Here is a 20,021-nt window from a genome sequence, read left to right as displayed (position 1 = left end):
TGGGTGTCTCCAGTGTGCGCGCCCGGGACGATCTCCGACAGGGGGCGCGGGGAGGGGCACTCGGAGGGCTTGGCCGGCCTTGGTGGGCTCAGGCCGGGGACGGGCTCTGCTCGGTGGTGAGGCCTTCCGGGGTGCGGCGCCACTTCTCCTGGACCACGACCTCGCGCAGCCGCCAGCCGTCGTAGGTACGGACCAGGGCGAAGGCGTAGCGGCCGCCGCAGATGAAGTCGGGGGCCGTGGAGCCGCCGTCGTGTCCGGCGAAGCGCATCGGATTGATGTAGTCCGCCTGGACGTGGGCGGTGTCGCCGGTGTCCTGCTCCAGGAAGCCGAACCGCACCCTCCGGTTGACGATCAGATGCTGCCGCATCGGGAAGAGTTCCATGCTCCGGGCCAGCCATCCGGCGACCTGCGCGGCGTCGCCCTCGATGCCGCCTGCCGAGCGGTAGTCCGCGCGGCCGTCCGGTGCGAACAGGTCCCGGTACGCCGCCCAGTCGCCGTCGTCGACCGCCACCGCGTAGTCGGTGATCAGGCCGTCGACGGCGAGCCGGTCCATCACTGTGGCGAGCTCCACACGCTGCGTCATCGGCTCAGTCTTGGGGCAGGAGGCTCGCCACGCCAAGGGGCGTGCAGCGGCGACATGCGGCGGAGCCGATATTCGGTGGCTCCGGGGCACGGAATTGATCGAATCTGATCTCTGTGAGTGACATCGAACGTGAAGAAGTACGTGAAGAAGTACGTGAAGAAGTAGAACGAGCAACGGAGCCCAGGTTCCGTGTCCGTGCCCGCCACACGGCGGACACCGTGACCGTCTACCAGGCCTACCGTCCGGAGATCGGTGGCCCGGCCGCGCGCGACGGCCGTTTCCCGGCCGTGTGGAAGCGGGACCGGATGACATGGATCAAGCCGTCGTTCCTGTGGATGATGTACCGCTGCGGCTGGGGCCTGAAGGAGGGGCAGGAGACCGTCCTGGCCGTCGAGATCGGCCGCGAGGGCTTCGAGTGGGCCCTGCGGAACTCCTGCCTCTCGCACTACGTCAGCGGGCTGCACGAGAACGAGGCCGCCTGGAAACGGGAGCTGCGGCGCTCGCCCGCGCGGGTGCAGTGGGACCCCGAGCGCGATCTGCGGCTGAACCCGCTGCCGTACCGCTCGTTGCAGCTCGGCCTGGCGGGCGAGGCGGCGGCCCGGTACGCGGACGAGTGGATCGTCGGCATCGAGGATGTGACGCCGCTCGCCAGGGAGATCCACGGCCACGTACGGGCGGGGGAGCTCGACGCGGCGGCCGGGCTGCTGCCCGAGGAGCGTCCGTACCCCGTCGAGGACGAGGTGCTGGCCCACCTGCGCGCCTAGCCGCGGTTCCGGCGGAGGAGCGTGCAGACCGCGTTCTCCTCGATCGTGCGGAGTCGCTCCAGGAGGGCCGGGTCGGCCGTCCTGTTGATCTGGGTGGTGAGCGAGAAGGTGAGCGACTTGCGTCCGTCGGGCGTCGCGGCGATCAGTTGGGTGTAGCCGGGGGTGTTCCCGGTGTGCCCCAGCACGACCCCGCATCGGGTGTCGTAGCGGAAGATGCCGAGGCCTGCCCTGTTGCGGCCGGGGCCGGCCGGTTCGGACGCCCCCTCGACCCAGCGGCGCTGCTCGCGCAGAACCGCCCTGGACGTCAGCTCTCCGGCGGCGTAGGCACGGATGAACCGCGTCATGTCGCGCGGGGTGGACACGATCCCGCCCGAGGCCCACGAACCGGAGGCGCTGAACACCTCGCTGACGTCCTCCGGCGGCCCGGGCGGTCGGACGTCGTAGCCGTGCATGTACGGCTCCGGCAGTTCGTAGCCGAGCGGGAGGCTGGTGTCGCGCAGACCGAGCGGCCGGCTGACGATGTGGCGGAGCAGCTCTTCGTACGGCCGGTGGGTCGCCGCCTCCGCCATCAGGGCGACGGCGATGTTGTCGGAGTTGGAGTACCGGTACCGGGAGCCCGGGCGGAACCGCAGCCGTTCGTCGGCCACGAAGTCCAGCAGTTTGCGGGGGTCGAAGGTGCGGCGTGGATCCGCCAGGACCAGCTCCAGGAACTCCGGGTCCGCGCTGTAGTCGGGCAGCCCGCTCGTGTGGTTCAGCAGCTGCCGGAGGGTCACCTTCCGCCATGCGTGCGGCAGCCGGGGCAGTCGGCGGCCGATCGTGTCTTCGAGGCCGAGGACGCCGCGTTGTACCAGGCGAAGTGCTACGGCACCGCTGAACGCCTTCGCTGTACTGGCGATCCGCATGTGGTCGGTGGGCTGGATCGGACGGCCGGTCTCCAGGTCGGCGACGCCTGCGCGGAGGACGCGTGACGTGTCTCCGCGTCGCAGGACGACGATGACGCCGGGGGGCCCGCCGCTGGTGGTGACCAGTTCGTCGAGCTGCCGTTGGAGGGTGTGTTCGTCTCCGGGGGCGGTGGCGGCGCCCGCTGCCGGGGCGGCGATCAGGCCGCCGAGGCAGGAGGCGCCGAGGAGTCCGATGAGCGCCAGGCGGAGGCGGGGACGGGGGCGGGGCGCGTGCGGCATGGGGGTCCCGGGGGAGCGTTTTGGCGGGGCAGGGCACACCCAGCATGGGCAGGGACGGCGTCCGGGTGCTCGCGAGCCTGAGCTATTCGGCCGAACGGCTCCGCGAACCAGGGGGAGAGAGACCGCCGAGGTCAGTCCAGCGGATGGACGGTGATGACGACGTTGCCGATCTTCTGGCCCGTCTCGACATATCGGTGGGCGTCGACGATCTCGTCCAACGGGTACCGCCGGTCGATGACCGCCCTGAACGCGCCCGTCTCGATCAGGCCGCTGAGGTACCGCACCATCTCCTGGTCCTGCTTCGGGAAGGGGAACTTGACCCTCCGGCCGCGGAACAAGGGCGTGACAAGCGGGAGGAGCAGATTCTGGCAGCCGGGGCCCAGGTCCGAGGAGAGATAGACCCCGCCGGGCTTCAACAGCCGCTTGCAGCGGCCGAAGGTGCTCTTGCCGACCGCGTCGAACACCGCGTCGTAGCGCTGCTCGTCCTCGGTGAAGTCGTGGGTGAACTCGTGGGCCGTGTGGCCGACGACTCTGTCCGCGCCCAGGCCCTTCACCAGCTCCAGGTGCGGGGGGCCGCACACGGCGGTCACGGTGGCCCCGTGGTGCTTGAGGAGCTGCACCGCCGCCGAGCCGATGGCGCCGGTCGCGCCGTGCACGAGGACGTCCTGGCCGGCCCGGATGTTCGCCTTCCTGATGAACGCCAGGGCGTAGTGCGTGCCCTCGGTGCCGGGTGCGGCCTCCTCGAAGGTCACGTTCGTGGGCATGGTCGCGATGGCACCGTCGGCCGGGACCGACAGGTACTCGGCATGGGCTCCGAAGGCGAACGCGTCCTCGTTGTACCCGAAGACCCGGTCACCGACGGCGAAGGACGTGACCCCGCCGCCGACCGCGTCCACCACTCCCGCGTACTCGGTCCCGAGGACGGTACGGCGCGGCCGGGCCAGACCGGTGGCCGCACGCATGAAGAAGGGCCTGGCCGCACGGTAGGCGCAGTCCGTGCGGTTGACCGTCGTCGCCATCACCCTGACGAGAACGTCACGGTCGCCGACCGAGGGCTTGTCCACCTCGGCGATCCGGACCACGTCCGGCGGCCCGTACCGGTCGTGCACGGCGGCCTTCATGGGGCGAACCCTAGCGGCGATCCGCCGTGCCCGACATGGGGGGGCGCTGCCAGTGCTGTCAGCGCTTCGCGAACTGGACCCGGGTCGGTTGCACGGCCTCGGGACGCACAGCGACCCCGTCGACGGTCAGTCGCTCTCCGTGGATGTCGGTGATCCTGATCGTGCCGCCGCAGCCGTTGCCGTCCTCGGCGAGGAAGTAGTTGTATTCGGTACGGGGCAGTTGGCGCCAACCGCCGCCGGCGCTGACCTCCAGGCGTGCCACCGGATTGCGGTGGCCGATCACCTGGATCCCGCACCAGTAGCGGCTTGAGCCGGTCTTGTACCGGACCGAGATCGTGTCGGAGGTGTCCGGGCTCAGCAGACTCCATGTGATAGGGATCTGGCCGCGTGACGGATCGGCGAGCTTGGCGAAGGCCTGAGCGCTGAGGTCGAGTTGGCCCGGTGCACAGGGCAGGGGGCATTCGTTGGTGATGCGGACCGTGACGGAGGTGCCGCTCGCCACCCGGACGCGTACGTATGCCCCGCACGCCTTGGACGTCTCGTAGTCGGTGTGGTTCATCGCCGCGGTCATGACGTCGTCGGTCGGGCCGTACGAGCAGGCGCCGTCGCCGTTCCCGGCGTCGTAGAAGGTGGCGACCCCCTCGTAGGTGGTGCCGGGCCGGATGCGTCCCGCCGACGGTGCGGACCCGGACTGCGGGGTGCTCCTGGCCGCCGGCGGCGTGGGCTCGGGCGGTGGGGTCGGGGTCGCTTTCGGGCGCTTCTTGCCCGCCGTCGGGGTCGAGGTCGGGGACGCCGTGGACGGCTTCCGCTCCGGTGCCGTCTGCGGTGCGCTCGCTCGGGCACCGGCGGCGGGCGTGGCCGCGGCATCCCGCGCACTCCTGGAGTCCCCGGCGGACCTGGCATCCCCGGCATCGGCCTCGCCACCCGGGCTCAGGGCCATGACCAGCGACGCGACGAGCCCGACGGCCGCCACGGCGACGACGGAGACGAGCGCGGCGCGCCACTTCGGGCGGGAGGGATGGCTGGTGGGGCGGCGACGCGGGCGGCGGGAAGGGTGGCCCGGAGGGCGGCCGTCGGAACGGTGGGAACGGGATGCCACGGATGAGTCCTTGCGCGGGTCGGGCGAACACCTGGTTCGGGTGAACACGTGGTTCGGGTGAGACTCCAGGGAAAGGAGCTTCCAACTCACCAGTGGCCGCCGGGCCCGGAAAGGTTGCCGGGCTTTGTCACCGGCTTTCGCACTGTGATCGTAGGATGATCGATCATTGGGCTCGGTGGGTCTTGAGGACCGCAACAGCCGTTCGTATCAGGGAGGTTGGGATGTCACGTCCGGTCACGGTGGTCACGGGTGGCAGCCGGGGGATCGGTGCCGCGACCTGTCTGCGGCTCGCGGCGGACGGGCACGACGTGGCGGTGGGGTACGTGAACGACGGCGCGGCCGCCGAGTGGATCGCGACGGGGGTACGGGCGAACGGGGCCCGGTGTGTCACCGTCAAGGCGGACACGTCGGTGGAGGCCGACGTGGACCGGCTCTTCGAGACGGCGGCGGAACGGCTCGGGCCGGTGACGGGGCTGGTCAACAACGCCGGGGTGACGGGCGGGTTCGGCAGGCTGGCCGACGCCGACACGGCCGTTCTGCGCCGGGTGGTCGAGGTCAACCTCCTTGGTGTGCTGCTGTGTTCGCGCCGGGCGGCCAAGGCGATGGCGGCCTGGGGCAGCGGGGTGATCGTGAACGTGTCCTCGGCGGCGGCCACGCTGGGCAGCCCCGGCGAGTACGTCCACTACGCGGCGACCAAGGCCGCGGTCGACGCGCTGACCACCGGGCTCGCCAAGGAACTCGGCCCGGACGGCATCCGTGTCAACGCGGTCGCTCCCGGCGTCATCGACACCGAGATCCACGCGAGGATGGGCGACCCGGAGCGTCCCGAGCGGTTGGCCGCGTCCATCCCCCTGCGCCGCCCGGGCCGCGCCGACGAGATCGCCTCCGCCATCGCCTGGCTCATGTCCCCGGAAGCCTCGTACACGACGGGCGCGGTGCTGAGGGTGGCCGGAGGGCGGTGAGCGCCGGGTGAGCTTCAGCCGCGCTGCTTGTCGAGCAGCCGCCGGAACGCGGTCGGCGTGGGCCGGTGCGGCAGGAACTCCTTGATGCGCAACGCACATGGGAGAGGGGCGGCGGTACTCGTGTCGCACTCGACGTCGTAGATCCCATGCGCGTGTACCTGCGCCAACTGCCGTGCTGCCAGCCCCGACGGCCGGTCGCCCCGCTCCCGCTCGCGTCGTTCGAGCTCGGCCCGGGGGCAGTGCACCCCGACGAACACGACGTCCTGCGGCACGAACAGGTCGAGACAGTCCCGCAGCCGCCATTCCTCGCTCAGGACGTGGTCCACCACGACGTTGTTGCCCGCGGCGGCCATGCCGGCGACCGCGCGGTGGTAGCCGCGCCAGGTGTTGTGCAGCACGGACGGGAGCCGCTCGGGCGGTATCTCCCGGCTCGTACGCATGGCGTGGAACGCGTCGACCGGCATATGGAAGTACGGCTCGTCGAGGACCCGTAGCAGCGCGGCGGCGATGCTCGACTTACCCGAACTGGACGTGCCGTTCAGGAAGATGACCAGTCCCCGGGGGCCGTGGTCCAACTCGGCGGCACCCTTCCCCGGGCCGCTCACGCTGCCTCGATGACCTCTCCGCGCATCGCCGCGGCCCACTCCACCACCAACAGCTCGTACTCCGCGCGCTCCTGGGATGACAGTGACCCGCCCGCGCGCCGCCACAGCGCTCGGATCTGGTCGTTTAAGTCGGCGGCAGACCGCACGGAACCACGGCTAATGGAATCGGGGGACATGCCGACCAGCGTAGGCGCAAGAACTGACAGCGCGCTACTGGGCGGCTACGGATGCCGTATGTGGTTGGTCACGGAAGGGAGTTGGGACGTCCGCTTGACGGCACGAGGCGTACTGACCGGGGGAACCAGAGCTGACCGGCGGCGTGCGGCGTTGCCGTTGTGCCAGGGTGATTGCCGCCACCGTGGCGGTCACGAACGAACCCGCCGCGATTGCGATGCAGGTGTGCACGCCCGCGGCCGAGTTCAACTCCTCTCCGCCGACGACGACCTTGGTGGAGCCGACAGAACCTGCGCAAGCGCGTGCGCGATCACTACCGGGCAACGCGTCCGGCTCGACACTGCGGCTCACCCTCGGGTGCCTGCTCGGGCTTGAGTTGCGCCGCGTGGGCAGCAGCGAGCGGATGACCTTCGGCAAGGCCGGCGAGGCTGCCCTGAGCCGGTGGATGGCGGACACGCGCGTGTGTGCTGGATCGAGCAGAACGAGCCGTGGACCCTGGAGTCCAGGCTCATCTCCGAGCTCGACGTCCCGTTGAACCTGGACCAGAACCACCACAACGCCTTCTACGGCCACTTGAAAGACCTACGGGCCCAAGCTCGTCAAAGAGCACGGGAGTTGCCCGTCGGAACGTAGGACGGGCGGGCGCCCGGGGTCAGCCGCCCGACTCGCCCGCGTGCGGGCTCAGGGTGCCCGTCGAGACGAGGACGACGATCACGATGCCGAGGGCGATGCGGTACCAGACGAAGGGCATGAAGCTCTTCGTGGAGATGAACTTCATGAACCAGGCGATGACCGCATACCCGACGAAGAAGGCGATGATCGTGGCGAAGATCGTCGGGCCCCAGGAGACATGGCCGCCCTCCATCGCGTCCTTGAGCTCGTAACCGCCGGAGGCGATCACCGCGGGGATGGCGAGGAGGAAGGAGTAGCGGGCCGCGGCCTCGCGCTTGTAGCCCATGAGGAGGCCGCCGCTGATGGTGGCACCGGAGCGGGAGACGCCGGGGATGAGGGCCATGGCCTGGCAGAGGCCGTAGATGAGGCCGTCCTTGATGCTGAGCTGCTCCAGCGACTTGCGCTCCTTGATGGCGCGGTGCTTGCCGCCGGTCTCGTCGCGGGCGGCGAGACGGTCGGCGACGCCGAGGACGATGCCCATGACGATCAGCGTGGTGGCGGTGATGCGCAGGTCGCGGAACGGGCCCTCGATCTGGTCCTTCAGCGTCACACCGAGCACACCGATCGGGATGGAGCCGACGATGACCAGCCAGCCCATCTGCGCGTCGTGGTCGCCGCGCAGCTCCTTGTTGAACAGGGAACGGGACCACGCCGAGATGATCTTGGCGATGTCCTTGCGGAAATAGATCAGCACCGCCGCCTCGGTGCCGATCTGCGTGATCGCGGTGAAGGCCGCTCCCGGGTCCTCCCAGCCGGAGAAGGCCGCCGTCAGGCGCAGATGCGCGCTGGAGGAGATAGGGAGGAATTCGGTCAGCCCCTGGACGAGTCCGAGGATGAGGGATTCAAACCAAGACATGAAGTTACGTGGTCCAAGCGCTGATCGTTGAGAGCCGACGGATGACGTGCCCGCGCCGCGGAAGAGAAGAGCCGTCGAACGGCCGTGCGGGCGCGGGTGATCAGAGGTGCTGGAGGCAGCCTAGCGCCCCTTGGTGACAGGGCTGACACAGGGGTTTCGCAGGGCCGAGTGGGGGACGCGCGGGGGGTGGTCGAGGGCCGCGCGGGGAAGGGGAGCGGCCGGGGTGTTCCGAGGGGTGGAACGGCCGAATCCATGGTGTTGACCAGTCACTATGTCCGCACATACGTTGCTGGCGAGGGAAAGCGCTTGCCGTTGCGAGGGTCGCCGTTCCGCCGGAGCCCCTGGCCACCAGGCGTTGGCCGACGTCCGACGTCACGTTCGATGGAGTGCTGATCACGTCCATGCCCACAGCCAGCAACGACCCGAGCCCGGCTCCGGACCACCCGGCCAACCGCCCTCCGACCCCGCTGACCGGCCGCCGCGTCCGCGCCGCGATCGTCGGCATCGGCGCCATCGGCGGCGGCTCCCATCTGCCGGCGCTCGCACAGCTCGCCGAGGAGGGCGAGACCGAGGTCGTCGCGGCGGTGGACATCGACGCCGACGCGGTGAAGCGGTTCTGCGCGGAGCACGGCATCCCGCACGGCTACACCGATCCGGACCGCATGCTGGCCGAGCAGCGCCCCGACCTGGTCAGCATCTGCACCCCGCCCACCCTGCACCGCGACCAGACGATCGCCGCCCTGCGGGCCGGCGCCTGGGTGTGGTGCGAGAAGCCGCCGGTGCCTACGCTCGCCGACTTCGACGCCGTCGAGGCGGAGGAGGGTACGGAGACCGGCGGGCCGTACGCCTCGATCGTCTTCCAGCACCGGTTCGGTTCCGGTTCGCGGCATGTACGGCGGCTGATCGCCGAGCGGACCCTGGGGCGTCCGCTCGTGGCCCACTGCCAGACCACCTGGTACCGGGACACCGCCTACTACGCCGTGCCCTGGCGCGGCCGCTGGCACACCGAGGGCGGCGGGCCCGCCATGGGCCACGGCATCCACCAGATGGACCTCCTGCTCGATCTGCTGGGCCCGTGGAGCGAGGTGCGGGCCATGGCCGGGCGCCTGGTCCACGACGTGGAGACAGAGGACGTCTCGACCGCCCTCGTCCGCTTCGAGAACGGCGCGCTGGCCACCGTCGTCAACAGCGTCCTCAGCCCTCACGAGGTCAGCCGTATCCGCATCGACTGCGAGCGCGCCACCGTCGAACTCACCCATCTGTACGGCCACTCCAACGCCAACTGGTCGATCACCCCCGCCCCGGCCACCCCGGACGCCGACGCGGCGGCCTGGCGGGACTTCGGCGCGGACGTGCCGAGCTCGCACCTGGCGCAGCTGCGCGAACTGGTGGCGAGCATGCGCGCGGGCCAGCGTCCTCGCAGCAGCGGCGCCGACGGGCGTACGAGCCTGGAGCTGATCGCCGCCCTGTACAAGTCGGCGTTCACCGACACGACCGTACGGCGTGGGGAGATCGGACCCGGGGACCCGTACTACACGGCCATGCACGGCGGCGCCCCCGGCTGGGCGCCTGTCCCCGCCCAGGCTTCCGCCGGCACAAGTGAGGAGATCCCCGCATGACCTTCCACGACGGGCTGCGTGTCGTCCACGCCCACGGCGACCGGATCACGGTCACCGAACCCACCACCGGCGTCGAGCTGTTCAGCTACGTGTACCGGCCGGAGGCGGCCTGGGAGGCCCCGAAGCCGTATCTGCATCCGATCCGGACCCTTGCCGGCGACGTCGTCACGGACTACCGGCCCAACGACCACCGCTGGCACAAGGGCCTGCAGCTGACCGCCTCGCATCTGTCGGGGCAGAACCTGTGGGGCGGCAACTCGTATGTGCACGGCGAGGGTTACCTCGCGATCCCCGAGCGCGTCGGCTCGATGGCGCACGTCAAGTTTGACGAGGTCGTCTCGGACGGCGAACGGGTCGTGATCGCCGAGCGGCTGACCTGGCACCCGTACACCGGTGAGCTGTGGGCCGACGAGGAGCGGCGTATCGAGGTCCACGACCTCGACACGGCGACGGGTTCCTGGGCGCTGACCTGGACGAGCTCGATCACCAACCGCCGCGACGAGCCGCTGCTGTTCGGCAGTCCGACCACCGCCGGGCGTGAGATGGCGGGCTACACGGGCCTGTTCTGGCGCGGCCCGCGTGCCTTCCGGGACGGCCGGATCATCGGGCCGGACTCCGAGGGCCCGGAGCTGATGGGCGAGCAGGCGCCCTGGCTGGCGTACTCGGGCGAGCACGACGGCACCGACGGCCACGCCACGCTCGTCTTCGCGCACGCGCCCGAGAACGACCACGAGGGCGTTCAGGGCGCCCATCCCGCCCACTGGTTCGTCCGCAGCGAGCCGTTCGCCGCGGTCGCGCCCTCCTGGGCGTTCTACGAGGAACTGGAGCTGGCCCCCGGCGACACGCTCACCCGCCGGTACCGGGTCGTCGTGGCGGACGGGGTCTGGGAGCGGGAGGAGATCGCCAAGTACCTGGAGGTGCACCCGTGGTGAGCGCGTACGAGGGACTGCCGGGCGGGGTCGCGATTTCGCACCTGTCCGTCTACGACTGGCCCGCCGCGGACGGGATGTGCGGCGGAACTCCCCATATGCATCTGACCTGTTCGGAGGCGTATGTCGTCACCGGCGGGCGCGGCGCGGTGCAGACGCTGACGGCCTCCGGGTACGAGGTCACCCCGCTGTCGCCCGGGACGGTCGCCTGGTTCACGCCGGGCACCATCCATCGGCTGGTCAACGAGGACGATCTGCGCATCACCGTCCTCATGCAGAACAGCGGGCTGCCAGAGGCCGGTGACGCGGTGCTCACCCTGCCGCCCGAGTATCTGACCGACCCGGAGACGTACGCCGCCGCCACCCGCATTCCGGTGGACGCGCCGGAGGAGGAGCAGGAGCGGGTGGCCCGGGCACGGCGGGACCTCGCGCTGGAGGGGTACCGGGTGCTGCGGGATGCGTCCGGGCCCGAGCCGCTTGCCGCGTTCCATAGGGCCGCCGCGGCGCTCGTACGGCCCCGGCTCGCGGAGTGGCGGGGGCGGTGGGAGCGGGGGGCGCGGGCCGCTGCCGCGGCCACGGGGGAGCAGTTGGAGCGGCTGGAGCGGGGGGATCTGTCTCACCTCGCCGACGCGGTCGTACGGGCTGAAGAGCCGTCCGCGTACGGCAAGTTCGGGATGTGCGGGCGGTTGAACGTCTACAAGGGGAATTGATCAGGGGCCGTACTCCGGGCGCCTCGGAGCTCGGGGGGAGCTGTGGCGTGACCCCTTGGTTTTACGCCGCCGTCGGGCCTGCCACCGACCAGCCCGGGGCCTGCGGGTGGGCCATCAGGTCCTCGTGGCGGACTTCGCCGCCGCAGGCCGTGCAGGTGACCGTCGGGATCAGTTCGTTGCCGCAGATGTGCTCGATCACCATGGGGCGATCGTCGTCTTTACGGAGATGGCGGTCGCCCCATGCCATGAGCGTCATCAGGACCGGCTCCAGTTCGAGGCCCGCCGGTGTCGGCCGGTACTCGAAGCGCTGGGGGCGCTCGCTGTAGACGTGCTTCTGCAGGATGCCGGCGTCGACCAGGCGCCGCAGTCGGGTGGCCAGCACGTCGCGCGGGGCTCCGATGTTGCGGACCAACTGCTCGAAGCGGCCGTTGCCGAGGCAGACCTCGCGCAGGACCAGCAGGGAGTACTTCTCGCCGACGATCGCCAGGGCGTCGGCGATGGAACAGGGGCGTGGATCTCCGGAGGCGGGCATGAGCCCAGTCTAGGGGAGGGTTTGCTTTTCCAACTCACGGAGTTATGGTGAGTTGGAATTTCCTACTCGCTGGTAGTCGCCTCATAGTCGCCTGGTAGTCGTGGAGGACCGCCCATGCGTGACGCAGTCGTCGTCGAAGCCGTACGCACCCCCATCGGCAAGGGCAAACCGAACGGAGCCCTCGCCCACGTCCACCCCGTCGAAATCCTCGCCCACACCCTGCGCACCCTCGTCGACCGCTCGGGCATCGACCCGGCGCTCGTCGACGACGTCATCGGCGGCACCGTCGACCAGGTGGGCGAGCAGGCCATGAACACCACCCGCTACGCCGTGCTCTCGGCGGGCTTCCCGGAGACGGTGCCCGCGACCACGGTCGACCGCCAGTGCGGCTCCTCCCAGCAGGCCGTGCACTTCGCCGCCCAGGGCGTCATGTCGGGGGCGTACGACCTGGTCGTCGCCTGCGGGGTGGAGTCGATGAGCCGGGTGCCGATGTGGTCCAACGTGCCCGAGGGCAAGGACCCGTTCGGCCCCGGTGTCGCCGCGCGCTTCCCCGACGGGCTCGTCCCGCAGGGCATCAGCGCCGAGCTGATCGCCGCCAAGTGGTCGATCTCGCGTCAGGCGATGGACGCCTTCGCGGTGTCCTCCCACCGGAAGGCCGCCGAGGCCTGGGAGAGCGGTCTCTTCGACGCCGAGGTCGCGCCGCTGGACGGGGTGACGCGCGACGAGTGCGTGCGGCCCGGCAGCGCCCCCGAGATCCTCGCCGGGCTCAAGCCCGCCTACTACGACCCCGGCTTCGGCGAGCGCTTCCCGCAGATCGAATGGAACGTCACCGCGGGCAACGCGAGCCCGGTCAACGACGGCGCCTCGGCCGTGCTCATCGCCTCCGGCGAGACCGCCGCCCGGCTCGGGCTGCGTCCGCTCGCCCGGCTGCACGCGTTCGCCGTCACCGGCTCCGATCCGGTGCTGATGCTCACGGGGGTGGTGCCGGCCACCGAGAAGGTGCTCCGCAGGGCGGGACTGACCATCGACGACATCGACCTGTTCGAGGTCAATGAGGCGTTCGCCAGTGTTGTTCTGGCCTGGCAGCAGGAGACCGGTGCCGACCTGGCCAAGGTCAACGTCCATGGGGGCGCGATCGCTCTGGGGCATCCGCTCGGGGCCAGCGGGACGAGGCTGACGACGACGCTGGTGCATGCGATGCGGGCGCGGGGCGCACGGTTCGGGTTGCAGACGATGTGCGAGGCGGGCGGATTGGCCAACGCGATGGTGGTCGAGGCGATGTGAGAGGGGGGTCGCTGCGCCCCACGCGTGCCGCCCCAGCGGCACGACTGCCCGCAGCTCTACGTGGACACGCGGCCGACCGATCAGCGGGCTCGCAAGTGGTGGCGCTTGCGCCAGGCGATGGCCGCGCCGATCAGGGCCGGTATCGCGATGGCCGCCATGGCGATGAGGAAGGCCGGTGAGGTCGGGGAAGAGGCGCGGGCGCCGGCGACGACGTAGGCGGCGGTGTTCGGGATGGAGCCCAGAGCGGTGGCGAGGAGGAACGGCAGACAGCCCATGCAGGAGACGGACGCGCAGTAGTTCGCCGCCCAGAACGGCACTCCGGGGAAAAGCCGGGCCGCCAGCATCGAGCGGAAGCCGTGGCGGCTGAGCTGACCGTCCGCCGACTTCAGCCAGCGGTGGCGGAGGAGGGGGCGGAGGGCGTCCTGGCCGAGCATCCGGCCCAGGCCGAAGGCGATGCCGGCCCCGAGGACCGTGCCCGTGAGTGCGGAGGCCAGGCCCAGCTGGGAGCCGAAAAGGGCGCCCGCCGCGAGGTTGAGGATCGGCCGGGGCACGAACGCGACCGTGCACAGCCCGTACGCCACCGCGAACACCACGGCCGCCGCGGCGCCGTTCAGCTGGGGCGGCCAGCCGTTCGCCAGCAGCCGCTGCGGCTCGAACAGCAGCACGGTCGACACCGCACCCACGAGCAACGCCACGAGCAGCGAGAACCGCGCCCACGGAGACAGCAGCACTCTGCCCCAGCGGGCGGCGCGGCCCAGCGGAACGGTTGGCGCGGCGACGGCGACCGGTGTGGCGACGGCGAGCTCCGTGGTTGCGGGCCGGGGAAGGGCCGTGGCGGTGCCCCCAGAGCGGGTGGTGGCATCGAGCATTCGACGACGGTAACCGACCGATGTGTGCGTACGCCGTACGGAACGTCTCACCGGCGTCACAGCATGCGGAACTCCTGCCTTGCCCCGCTCGGCGCCGACGTGCTCCGGCGGGCATCGCACACGCACCGCACACCCTTGCCGCCTGCGTCTTCCGGAACACGGGCGCCACCGCGGCACCGTTCATCCCGTACGCCGTCCTGTGAAGCATCTCTCCTTCGGCCCGCGAGAGGCCGGCGTACCCGCGGAACCTCGAAGGGCGTCCAGCACCCCTTCCACACCTCTGGACCCGCCCGTGCCGAAAACCATTCGACGTGCGCCGACGCGTCGACGATGATCGACCTCATGTTCCGGCACGCCTTCGTTCTCGCAGCATCCGCGGTAGTCGCGGATGCCCCGAAGGCTGCCCTTCTGATCGTCGTGGCCGCCGCAGACGGCGCCCGAAGCTGACCCTTCCCGGAGATTCCGGCGGACCCCGCAGGGGGAGGGTCGGCAAGACCTTGGGGTCCCCGTCCCGGCCGCGCCCGCAGTCGCCGCCGGGGCCATCTCACTCAGCACCGCCGAACAGGCGCCGAAGAGGCTTCGAGGTATCGCCATGTCCAAGACGGCTTACATCCGCACGAAACCGCATCTCAACATCGGCACGATGGGCCATGTCGACCACGGTAAGACCACCCTGACCGCCGCCATCACCAAGGTCCTCGCCGAGCGAGGGGCCGGCACGTTCGTGCCGTTCGACCGTATCGACCGCGCCCCGGAGGAGGCGGCGCGCGGCATCACCATCAACATCGCGCACGTCGAGTACGAGACCGACACCCGGCACTACGCGCACGTCGACATGCCCGGCCACGCCGACTACGTCAAGAACATGGTCACCGGGGCCGCGCAGCTCGACGGGGCGATCCTCGTCGTCTCCGCGCTCGACGGGATCATGCCGCAGACCGCCGAGCACGTGCTGCTCGCCCGGCAGGTGGGGGTCAACCACATCGTGGTCGCTCTCAACAAGGCCGACGCCGTCGACGACGGCGAGGACACCGTGCTCATCGACCTCGTCGAGCTGGAGGTCCGCGAGCTGCTCACCTCGCACGGCTACGGGGGTGACTCCGTACCCGTCGTACGGGTCTCCGGGCTCAAGGCGCTCGAAGGAGACCCGCGGTGGACGGCGTCGATCGACGCGCTGCTGGACGCGGTGGACACGTACGTTCCGATGCCGGAGCGGTATCTGGACGCGCCGTTCCTGTTGTCGGTCGAGAACGTGCTGACCATCACCGGGCGGGGGACCGTCGTCACCGGTGCCGTCGAGCGGGGCATGATCAGGGTGGGGGACCGTGTCGAAGTGCTCGGGACGGAGGTCGAGACCGTGGTCACCGGGCTGGAGACCTTCGGCAAGCCGATGTCGGAGGCGCAGGCCGGGGACAACGTGGCGTTGCTGCTGCGTGGGGTGCCGCGGGACGCCGTCCGGCGGGGGCACGTCGTGGCCGCCCCCGGGAGCGTGGTGCCCAGTCGGCACTTCACCGCGCAGGTGTATGTGCTGTCGGCCCGTGAGGGTGGGCGTACGACTCCGGTGTCCACCGGGTATCGGCCCCAGTTCTACATCCGTACGGCGGATGTGGTCGGAGACGTCGACCTCGGGGAGGTCGGTGTCGCCAGGCCGGGCGACCGGGTCACGATGAATGTGGAGCTGGGGCGTGAGGTTCCGTTGGAGCCTGGTCTCGGGTTCGCGATTCGTGAGGGCGGTCGGACCGTGGGGGCGGGGACCGTGACGGCCGTTCAGTAGGGGGTTTGGTGTGCGTGGGGGACTGCGGGCCGGTTGTGGCTGGTCGCGCAGTTCCCCGCGCCAGTCACCCAGGTCAAGGGAGCACCGGCAGAATGGGAGCCGTGAACGAGCCCATACCCGTCTCCCGCACCATCGATCAGGGAACCGCCAAGCTCATGCCCGACATCGACCGGGAGCGGGCCTGGCTGCTGACCGTCGACGGGGCGCCGCAGTCGTACGTCGATCTGGACGCGCCCACGCATCTGGAGTTCGAGTACGCGCGGCGACTCGGGCATGTGCTGGACACCGTGGCGGAGCCGGAGCAGGCACTCGATGTGCTCCATCTCGGCGGGGGCGCGCTCACCCTGCCCCGGTATGTGGCAGCCACCCGGCCCGGGTCGCGGCAGGACGTCGTCGAGTACGACCGGGGGCTGCTGGACCTCGTCGTCGAGCATCTGCCCCTGCCCGGCGACGCCGGGATCGCGTTGCACGGCGCCGATGCCAGGGAATGGCTCGAAGCCGCCCCCGCGGACTCCGCCGATGTGCTCGTCGCGGACGTCTTCGGCGGTTCGCGGGTGCCGGCGCATCTGACGACCCTGACGTACGCGCGGGCCGCCGAGCGGGTGCTGCGCGCGGACGGGGTCTATCTCGCGAACCTCGCCGACGCCGTGCCGTTCGCGTTTCTGCGGTCCCAACTGGCCACGTTCGGGGCGGTGTTCGAGGAGCTGGTGCTGATCGCCGAGCCGGGGGTGCTGCGCGGCCGGCGGTTCGGCAACGCCGTGCTGCTGGCCGCCCACCGGCCCTTCGACGTCGCCGCCCTCGCCCGGCGCACCGCCGCCGACGTCTTCCCGGCGCGGGTCGAACTCGGCCCGGCGCTGCGCGACTTCATCGGAGGTGCGGTGCCCGTGCGCGAGGAGGACGCCATGCCGTCACCCGAGCCGCCCGACGGGGCCTTCGGCATCGGCTGAGCCGGGTTCGGCGTCCGGTTTGGTGAGGGTGACCGGTGTGCCGCGCCTGGTCAGGGTGCGTACGTCTCGTACGCACAGCACCGCCGCCGTGGCCGCGGTGCACAGCGCGGCACAGCCCCACAGGGCCGCCGTACGCCCTGCGGCGCTCTCCGCCGGGCCCGCCAGCGCGGTGGCGAGCGGCACCATCGCCACCGAGCCGAACCAGTCGTACGCCGAGACGCGGGACAGCTTCTCCTCGGGGATCTCCTGGTGCAGCGCGGTCATCCAGGAGACGCCGAACACCTCGATCGACACACCGCTGACGAACATCGTCACGCACAGCACGGCGAGCGGTGTCGGCACGGCGAGCGCCGCGGAGGGGAGGGCGAACGGGAAGACGCAGAGGACGCCGACGAGGAGGAGACGTCGTGGTTTCCAGCGGGTCATGATCAGGGCCCCGACGGCGTTTCCGGCCCCGTACAGCGCCAGCGCCAGGCCCCACGGACCCGCGCCGCCGAGGCTGTCGCGGGCGACCTGGGGACCGTAGACCGCGTCGGCGGCCACGATGACCGCGTTGACGAGGGAGAACTGGACGACGATGGCCCACAGCCAGGTTCGGCCGATGAACTCCCGCCAGCCGTCCCGGAGATCGGCGAGCATGCCGTGGCCCGGCTCGCGGTCCGGCACATGGCTCACGTCGAGGAACGCACGCAGACCACCGGCGATAGCGAACGCGACCGCGTCCACCGCGAGCACCCAGCCCGGGCCGATCAGCGCGACCAGCACGCCGCCGAGGGCCGCCCCGCCCATCACCGCGCCCTGGGAGGCGAAGCGGAACAGCGCGAAGGCCCGCCCCGCCTGCTCGGCGGTCACCGAGGACAGCAGCATGCCTTCGGAGGCCGGGCCGAAGAACGCCTGCCCGGTGCCACCGAGCGCGGACAGCAGCATCATCTGCCACAGGTGCGCCTCCCCGGCGAGGACGAGCACCGCGAAGGCCGCCTGGGAGAGGCAGTTGAGGGTGTTCGCCGCGACCATGACGTGGTGCCGTGGCAGTCGGTCGGCGACCGCGCCGCCGATCAGCAGGAACAGCACCAGCGGCAACGTCCGCGCCGCCGCGACCAGACCGACGTCCCCGCCGTCGCCGCCCGCCTCCAGAACCGCGAACGCGGCCGCGATCAGGGCGCCGTGGCTGCCCAGGTTGGTAACGACCGCGGCCGTGGTCAGCAGGGTGTAGTTGCGGCCCGCCCAGGCGGGGCGGCGGCGGAAGGAGACGGGAGTGGTCACGGGCCGACTATCGCCGCCCCGACAGCTCCTGCCAAATCGTTTCGTCCGGGCATACGGCCAGATCGGGCCAGGGGCGAGACAACCACAGGGAGCACGGAGAGCACAGGGAGCACAGGGAGGAACGGAGAGGTACGGGGGTCGACCACTGTCACCCCCGTACCCCGCTGTCTCAGCCGCCCGTCGGTTCGCCGTAGAGGCGTACCGTGCTCAGGATCTTCTGCACCGTCGCGTCCGGGACCTCCTCCTTCACGCCCTTGGCGCCGTGGAACGTCCAGGAGACGAAGTCACCCGCCGAGTTCTTGAAAGCGAACGTCGTCGCCTTGCCGTCGCTGTCGCACTTGCTCTTGCTCTTCTTGGTCACGCCGCTGGAGTGGGTGGTTGCGACACTGCCCTCGACGCCCGACGTCGTCGTGTACGTCTCGGGCTTGCCGACGGTCATCAGCTTCTTGGAGGCTTCCTTCTGGTCGGTGTAGCCGCCGAAGACCCACCACGCCGAGTCGTTGCGGGCGATGTCGGCGGTGTCCTTGGCGCCCTGCTGGCCCTTGGTGCCCACGGCGGCGAGGGACTTGGTGTCCTCGTTGCCGTCCTTGTCGTCGTCGGACGTGCACCACTCCGTCTTCAGGTGCGCGGGCGCCGACATGCCGATGAGGACCGAGCCGTCGCCCTTCTCACTGTCCTCGAAGCCGATGAACGTGTCGGGCGAGGAGACCTCCCACTCGGCGGGAACGTCGAAGGCCGTGCCCCACTTGGGGTTGACGACGACCTTCCAGCCCTCGATGGTCGGCTTCGCCCCGGCGTCCTCGCCGCGCGGGTTCTCCGAAACGGACGGCGACGGGGTCGGTGATGAGGAGACCGACGGCGCCGGCTTGTTCTTCGCCTCGGTCTTCTCGTCCCCGTCGCCGCCGAGGACGAGGAACCCGGTCACCCCGGCCGCCACGACGACGGCCGTGGCCGCGATGATCGCGATCAGCTTGGTCCGGTTGCCGCCGCCTCCGCCCGGCGGTTCCGGAGCGCCCACGGGAGCCGGGGTACCCCACTGGGGCTGCTGCCCGTACGCGGACTGCTGACCCGTCGACTGGTAACCGGGCTGCTGGTAGGGGTTGGGCTGCTGGTACCCCGGCTGTTGGTATCCCGACTGTCCTGGCTGTCCCGGCTGTCCTGGTCCCGGTTGCCCCGGTTGCCCCGGTTGCCCCGGTTGCCCCGGCTGCCCCGGCTGTCCTGGTGCCGGCTGTCCCGGCTGTCCGTACCCCGGTTGCTGATACGGGTTCGGCTGCTGCGGATTGTGCTCGCCCCCGGGCGGCTGCTGCTGTCCTGGCCACATGGCTCGTAACCATAAAGGCGCCGGGGGGCGGGGTGCCACGGGAGTCCACCAAGCGGCTTTGCAGTTGGGACGAACGGCTCCAAAACGCCCCGGGCCGACGACTTTTGACGCCGGGCGCTCCTGGCCAGGTTGTCTACTCGCGGGTAACATCTGGGTCATGAGCGCAGACCAGATGTCGATCGGCGAGATGCTCGCCGCCACGGTGCCGATGGCCAGGACACTGAAGTTGGAGTTCCTGGAGACCTCGGCGGAGAAGGCCGTGGTGGCGCTGCCCGATCAGAGCGAGTACCACAACCATGTCGGCGGGCCGCACGCCGGAGTGATGTTCACGCTGGGGGAGACGGCGAGCGGGACGATCGTGCTCGCCGCGTTCGGGGATCAACTCTCCCGTGCCGTGCCGCTCGCGGTCAGCGCGGAGATCGCGTACAAGAAGCTCGCGATGGGCCCGGTCACGGCCACCGCGACGCTGGGCCGCCCCGCCGCCGAGGTCGTCGCCGAACTCGACGCCGGTCAGCGCCCCGAGTTCCCCGTCTCCGTCGCCATCCGGCGCGCCGACGGCGCCGTGACCGGCGAGATGACCGTCATCTGGACGCTGCGTCCCAACGCCTGACTCCGGTCGCCCCCGGACCCTCGCCGCCCTCTCCTTCCCATTGAACGAGGGCGACGAGGGTTTCTTGCGTTCACTTCATTGACGCGAGTCACCGCCGGCCCTAGTTTCCCGCCCGGCACACGCATACGCACACGCGGTCCACAGAC

Annotated in this window: 21 protein-coding genes and 1 pseudogene; 11 read left to right on the top strand and 11 right to left on the bottom strand. The window is 70.7% G+C overall.

All coding sequences use genetic code 11. The features are described from left to right. Window positions 1-88: 88 nt before the first annotated feature. The gene (locus tag F3T56_RS31975; protein WP_149828836.1) at window positions 89-583 is read right to left on the bottom strand and encodes a nuclear transport factor 2 family protein; all 495 of its coding nucleotides are present in this window, start codon (window positions 581-583) and stop codon (window positions 89-91) included. A 122-nt stretch (window positions 584-705) separates the two neighbouring features. Between F3T56_RS31975 and F3T56_RS31970 the strand changes: the two genes are divergently transcribed. Beyond that, window positions 706-1,347 (top strand): DUF4291 domain-containing protein, encoded by a 642-nt coding sequence (locus tag F3T56_RS31970; protein WP_149828880.1) that lies wholly within the window; start codon window positions 706-708, stop codon window positions 1,345-1,347. Here F3T56_RS31970 and F3T56_RS31965 read toward each other — a convergent pair. From F3T56_RS31965 to F3T56_RS31955, 3 genes are all read right to left on the bottom strand, one after another. Further along, entirely contained in the window at window positions 1,344-2,528 is a 1,185-nt protein-coding gene (locus F3T56_RS31965; RefSeq protein ID WP_149828835.1) for a serine hydrolase domain-containing protein, read from the bottom strand. The genes F3T56_RS31970 and F3T56_RS31965 overlap by 4 nt on opposite strands. 131 nt (window positions 2,529-2,659) lie before the next feature. Beyond that, window positions 2,660-3,649, bottom strand: coding sequence for an NAD(P)-dependent alcohol dehydrogenase (locus F3T56_RS31960; protein ID WP_172639236.1), 990 nt, complete (start codon window positions 3,647-3,649; stop codon window positions 2,660-2,662). Window positions 3,650-3,707: 58 nt separating this feature from the next. Further along, window positions 3,708-4,748: an expansin EXLX1 family cellulose-binding protein gene (locus F3T56_RS31955; RefSeq protein WP_246204098.1), complete on the bottom strand. Its 1,041-nt coding sequence runs from the start codon at window positions 4,746-4,748 to the stop codon at window positions 3,708-3,710. 221 nt (window positions 4,749-4,969) lie between these two features. Between F3T56_RS31955 and F3T56_RS31950 the strand changes: the two genes are divergently transcribed. Beyond that, window positions 4,970-5,710 (top strand): SDR family NAD(P)-dependent oxidoreductase, encoded by a 741-nt coding sequence (locus F3T56_RS31950; protein ID WP_149828834.1) that lies wholly within the window; start codon window positions 4,970-4,972, stop codon window positions 5,708-5,710. Between the two features lie 14 nt (window positions 5,711-5,724). On the opposite strand, the gene F3T56_RS31945 is transcribed toward F3T56_RS31950, so the two are convergent. Together F3T56_RS31945 and F3T56_RS31940 are read right to left on the bottom strand one after the other, a co-directional pair. Further along, window positions 5,725-6,315, bottom strand: a complete 591-nt coding sequence (locus F3T56_RS31945) for a chloramphenicol phosphotransferase CPT family protein (RefSeq protein ID WP_149828833.1) — start codon at window positions 6,313-6,315, stop codon at window positions 5,725-5,727. Further along, complete coding sequence (locus tag F3T56_RS31940) at window positions 6,312-6,491, bottom strand: hypothetical protein (protein ID WP_149828832.1); 180 nt, start codon at window positions 6,489-6,491, stop codon at window positions 6,312-6,314. Before F3T56_RS31940 ends, F3T56_RS31945 begins: the two co-directional genes overlap by 4 nt. A gap of 215 nt (window positions 6,492-6,706) precedes the next feature. On the opposite strand from F3T56_RS31940, the pseudogene F3T56_RS49855 reads away from it, so the two are divergent. Together F3T56_RS49855 and F3T56_RS48445 are read left to right on the top strand one after the other, a co-directional pair. Continuing rightward, window positions 6,707-6,883 (top strand): annotated as a pseudogene (locus F3T56_RS49855) (hypothetical protein); the annotation flags it as partial. Window positions 6,884-6,930: 47 nt separating this feature from the next. Then, on the top strand, window positions 6,931-7,122 hold the full coding sequence (locus F3T56_RS48445; RefSeq protein WP_246204097.1) for a GIY-YIG nuclease family protein: 192 nt from the start codon (window positions 6,931-6,933) through the stop codon (window positions 7,120-7,122). A 19-nt stretch (window positions 7,123-7,141) separates the two neighbouring features. Here the strand turns inward: F3T56_RS48445 and F3T56_RS31930 are convergent, their stop codons facing one another. Further along, the gene (locus F3T56_RS31930) at window positions 7,142-8,017 is read right to left on the bottom strand and encodes an undecaprenyl-diphosphate phosphatase (protein WP_149828831.1); all 876 of its coding nucleotides are present in this window, start codon (window positions 8,015-8,017) and stop codon (window positions 7,142-7,144) included. Window positions 8,018-8,418: 401 nt separating this feature from the next. On the opposite strand from F3T56_RS31930, the gene F3T56_RS31925 reads away from it, so the two are divergent. The 3 genes from F3T56_RS31925 to F3T56_RS31915 are packed head-to-tail and all read left to right on the top strand — an operon-like array spanning window position 8,419 to window position 11,275. Next, window positions 8,419-9,636: a Gfo/Idh/MocA family protein gene (locus F3T56_RS31925; protein WP_172639235.1), complete on the top strand. Its 1,218-nt coding sequence runs from the start codon at window positions 8,419-8,421 to the stop codon at window positions 9,634-9,636. Continuing rightward, window positions 9,633-10,568, top strand: coding sequence for a DUF6807 domain-containing protein (locus F3T56_RS31920; protein ID WP_149828829.1), 936 nt, complete (start codon window positions 9,633-9,635; stop codon window positions 10,566-10,568). Before F3T56_RS31925 ends, F3T56_RS31920 begins: the two co-directional genes overlap by 4 nt. Then, complete coding sequence (locus F3T56_RS31915; protein ID WP_149828828.1) at window positions 10,562-11,275, top strand: cupin domain-containing protein; 714 nt, start codon at window positions 10,562-10,564, stop codon at window positions 11,273-11,275. Before F3T56_RS31920 ends, F3T56_RS31915 begins: the two co-directional genes overlap by 7 nt. A gap of 61 nt (window positions 11,276-11,336) precedes the next feature. On the opposite strand, the gene F3T56_RS31910 is transcribed toward F3T56_RS31915, so the two are convergent. After that, a complete protein-coding gene (locus tag F3T56_RS31910; RefSeq protein ID WP_149828827.1) occupies window positions 11,337-11,807 on the bottom strand; it encodes a winged helix-turn-helix transcriptional regulator in 471 nt (156 codons plus the stop codon). Window positions 11,808-11,921: 114 nt separating this feature from the next. Here F3T56_RS31910 and F3T56_RS31905 point away from each other — a divergent pair, with 114 nt between their 5' ends. Continuing rightward, window positions 11,922-13,091 carry a thiolase family protein gene (locus tag F3T56_RS31905; RefSeq protein ID WP_149828826.1) on the top strand — a complete coding sequence of 390 codons (1,170 nt, stop codon included), beginning with the start codon at window positions 11,922-11,924 and terminating at the stop codon, window positions 13,089-13,091. A gap of 80 nt (window positions 13,092-13,171) precedes the next feature. Here F3T56_RS31905 and F3T56_RS31900 read toward each other — a convergent pair whose 3' ends face one another. Then, window positions 13,172-13,960 (bottom strand): TVP38/TMEM64 family protein, encoded by a 789-nt coding sequence (locus tag F3T56_RS31900; RefSeq protein ID WP_149828825.1) that lies wholly within the window; start codon window positions 13,958-13,960, stop codon window positions 13,172-13,174. Window positions 13,961-14,552: 592 nt separating this feature from the next. Here F3T56_RS31900 and tuf point away from each other — a divergent pair. Together tuf and F3T56_RS31890 are read left to right on the top strand one after the other, a co-directional pair. Further along, entirely contained in the window at window positions 14,553-15,734 is a 1,182-nt protein-coding gene (gene tuf, locus F3T56_RS31895) for an elongation factor Tu (RefSeq protein ID WP_149828824.1), read from the top strand. Window positions 15,735-15,835: 101 nt separating this feature from the next. After that, window positions 15,836-16,681, top strand: a complete 846-nt coding sequence (locus F3T56_RS31890; protein ID WP_149828823.1) for a spermidine synthase — start codon at window positions 15,836-15,838, stop codon at window positions 16,679-16,681. On the opposite strand, the gene F3T56_RS31885 is transcribed toward F3T56_RS31890, so the two are convergent. Next, window positions 16,643-17,944 carry an MFS transporter gene (locus F3T56_RS31885; RefSeq protein WP_149828822.1) on the bottom strand — a complete coding sequence of 434 codons (1,302 nt, stop codon included), beginning with the start codon at window positions 17,942-17,944 and terminating at the stop codon, window positions 16,643-16,645. The two genes, F3T56_RS31890 and F3T56_RS31885, sit on opposite strands and share 39 nt — an antisense overlap. Before the next feature lie 169 nt (window positions 17,945-18,113). Beyond that, complete coding sequence (locus tag F3T56_RS31880; RefSeq protein ID WP_149828821.1) at window positions 18,114-19,265, bottom strand: DUF8017 domain-containing protein; 1,152 nt, start codon at window positions 19,263-19,265, stop codon at window positions 18,114-18,116. A gap of 172 nt (window positions 19,266-19,437) precedes the next feature. Between F3T56_RS31880 and F3T56_RS31875 the strand changes: the two genes are divergently transcribed. Beyond that, window positions 19,438-19,875 (top strand): DUF4442 domain-containing protein, encoded by a 438-nt coding sequence (locus tag F3T56_RS31875; protein ID WP_149828877.1) that lies wholly within the window; start codon window positions 19,438-19,440, stop codon window positions 19,873-19,875. Window positions 19,876-20,021 lie beyond the last annotated feature (146 nt).

It is taken from the genome of Streptomyces tailanensis (genome assembly GCF_008386495.1).
Taxonomy (GTDB): Bacteria; Actinomycetota; Actinomycetes; order Streptomycetales; family Streptomycetaceae; genus Streptomyces; species Streptomyces tailanensis.
This window is presented reverse-complemented; position numbering and strand designations above follow the sequence as displayed.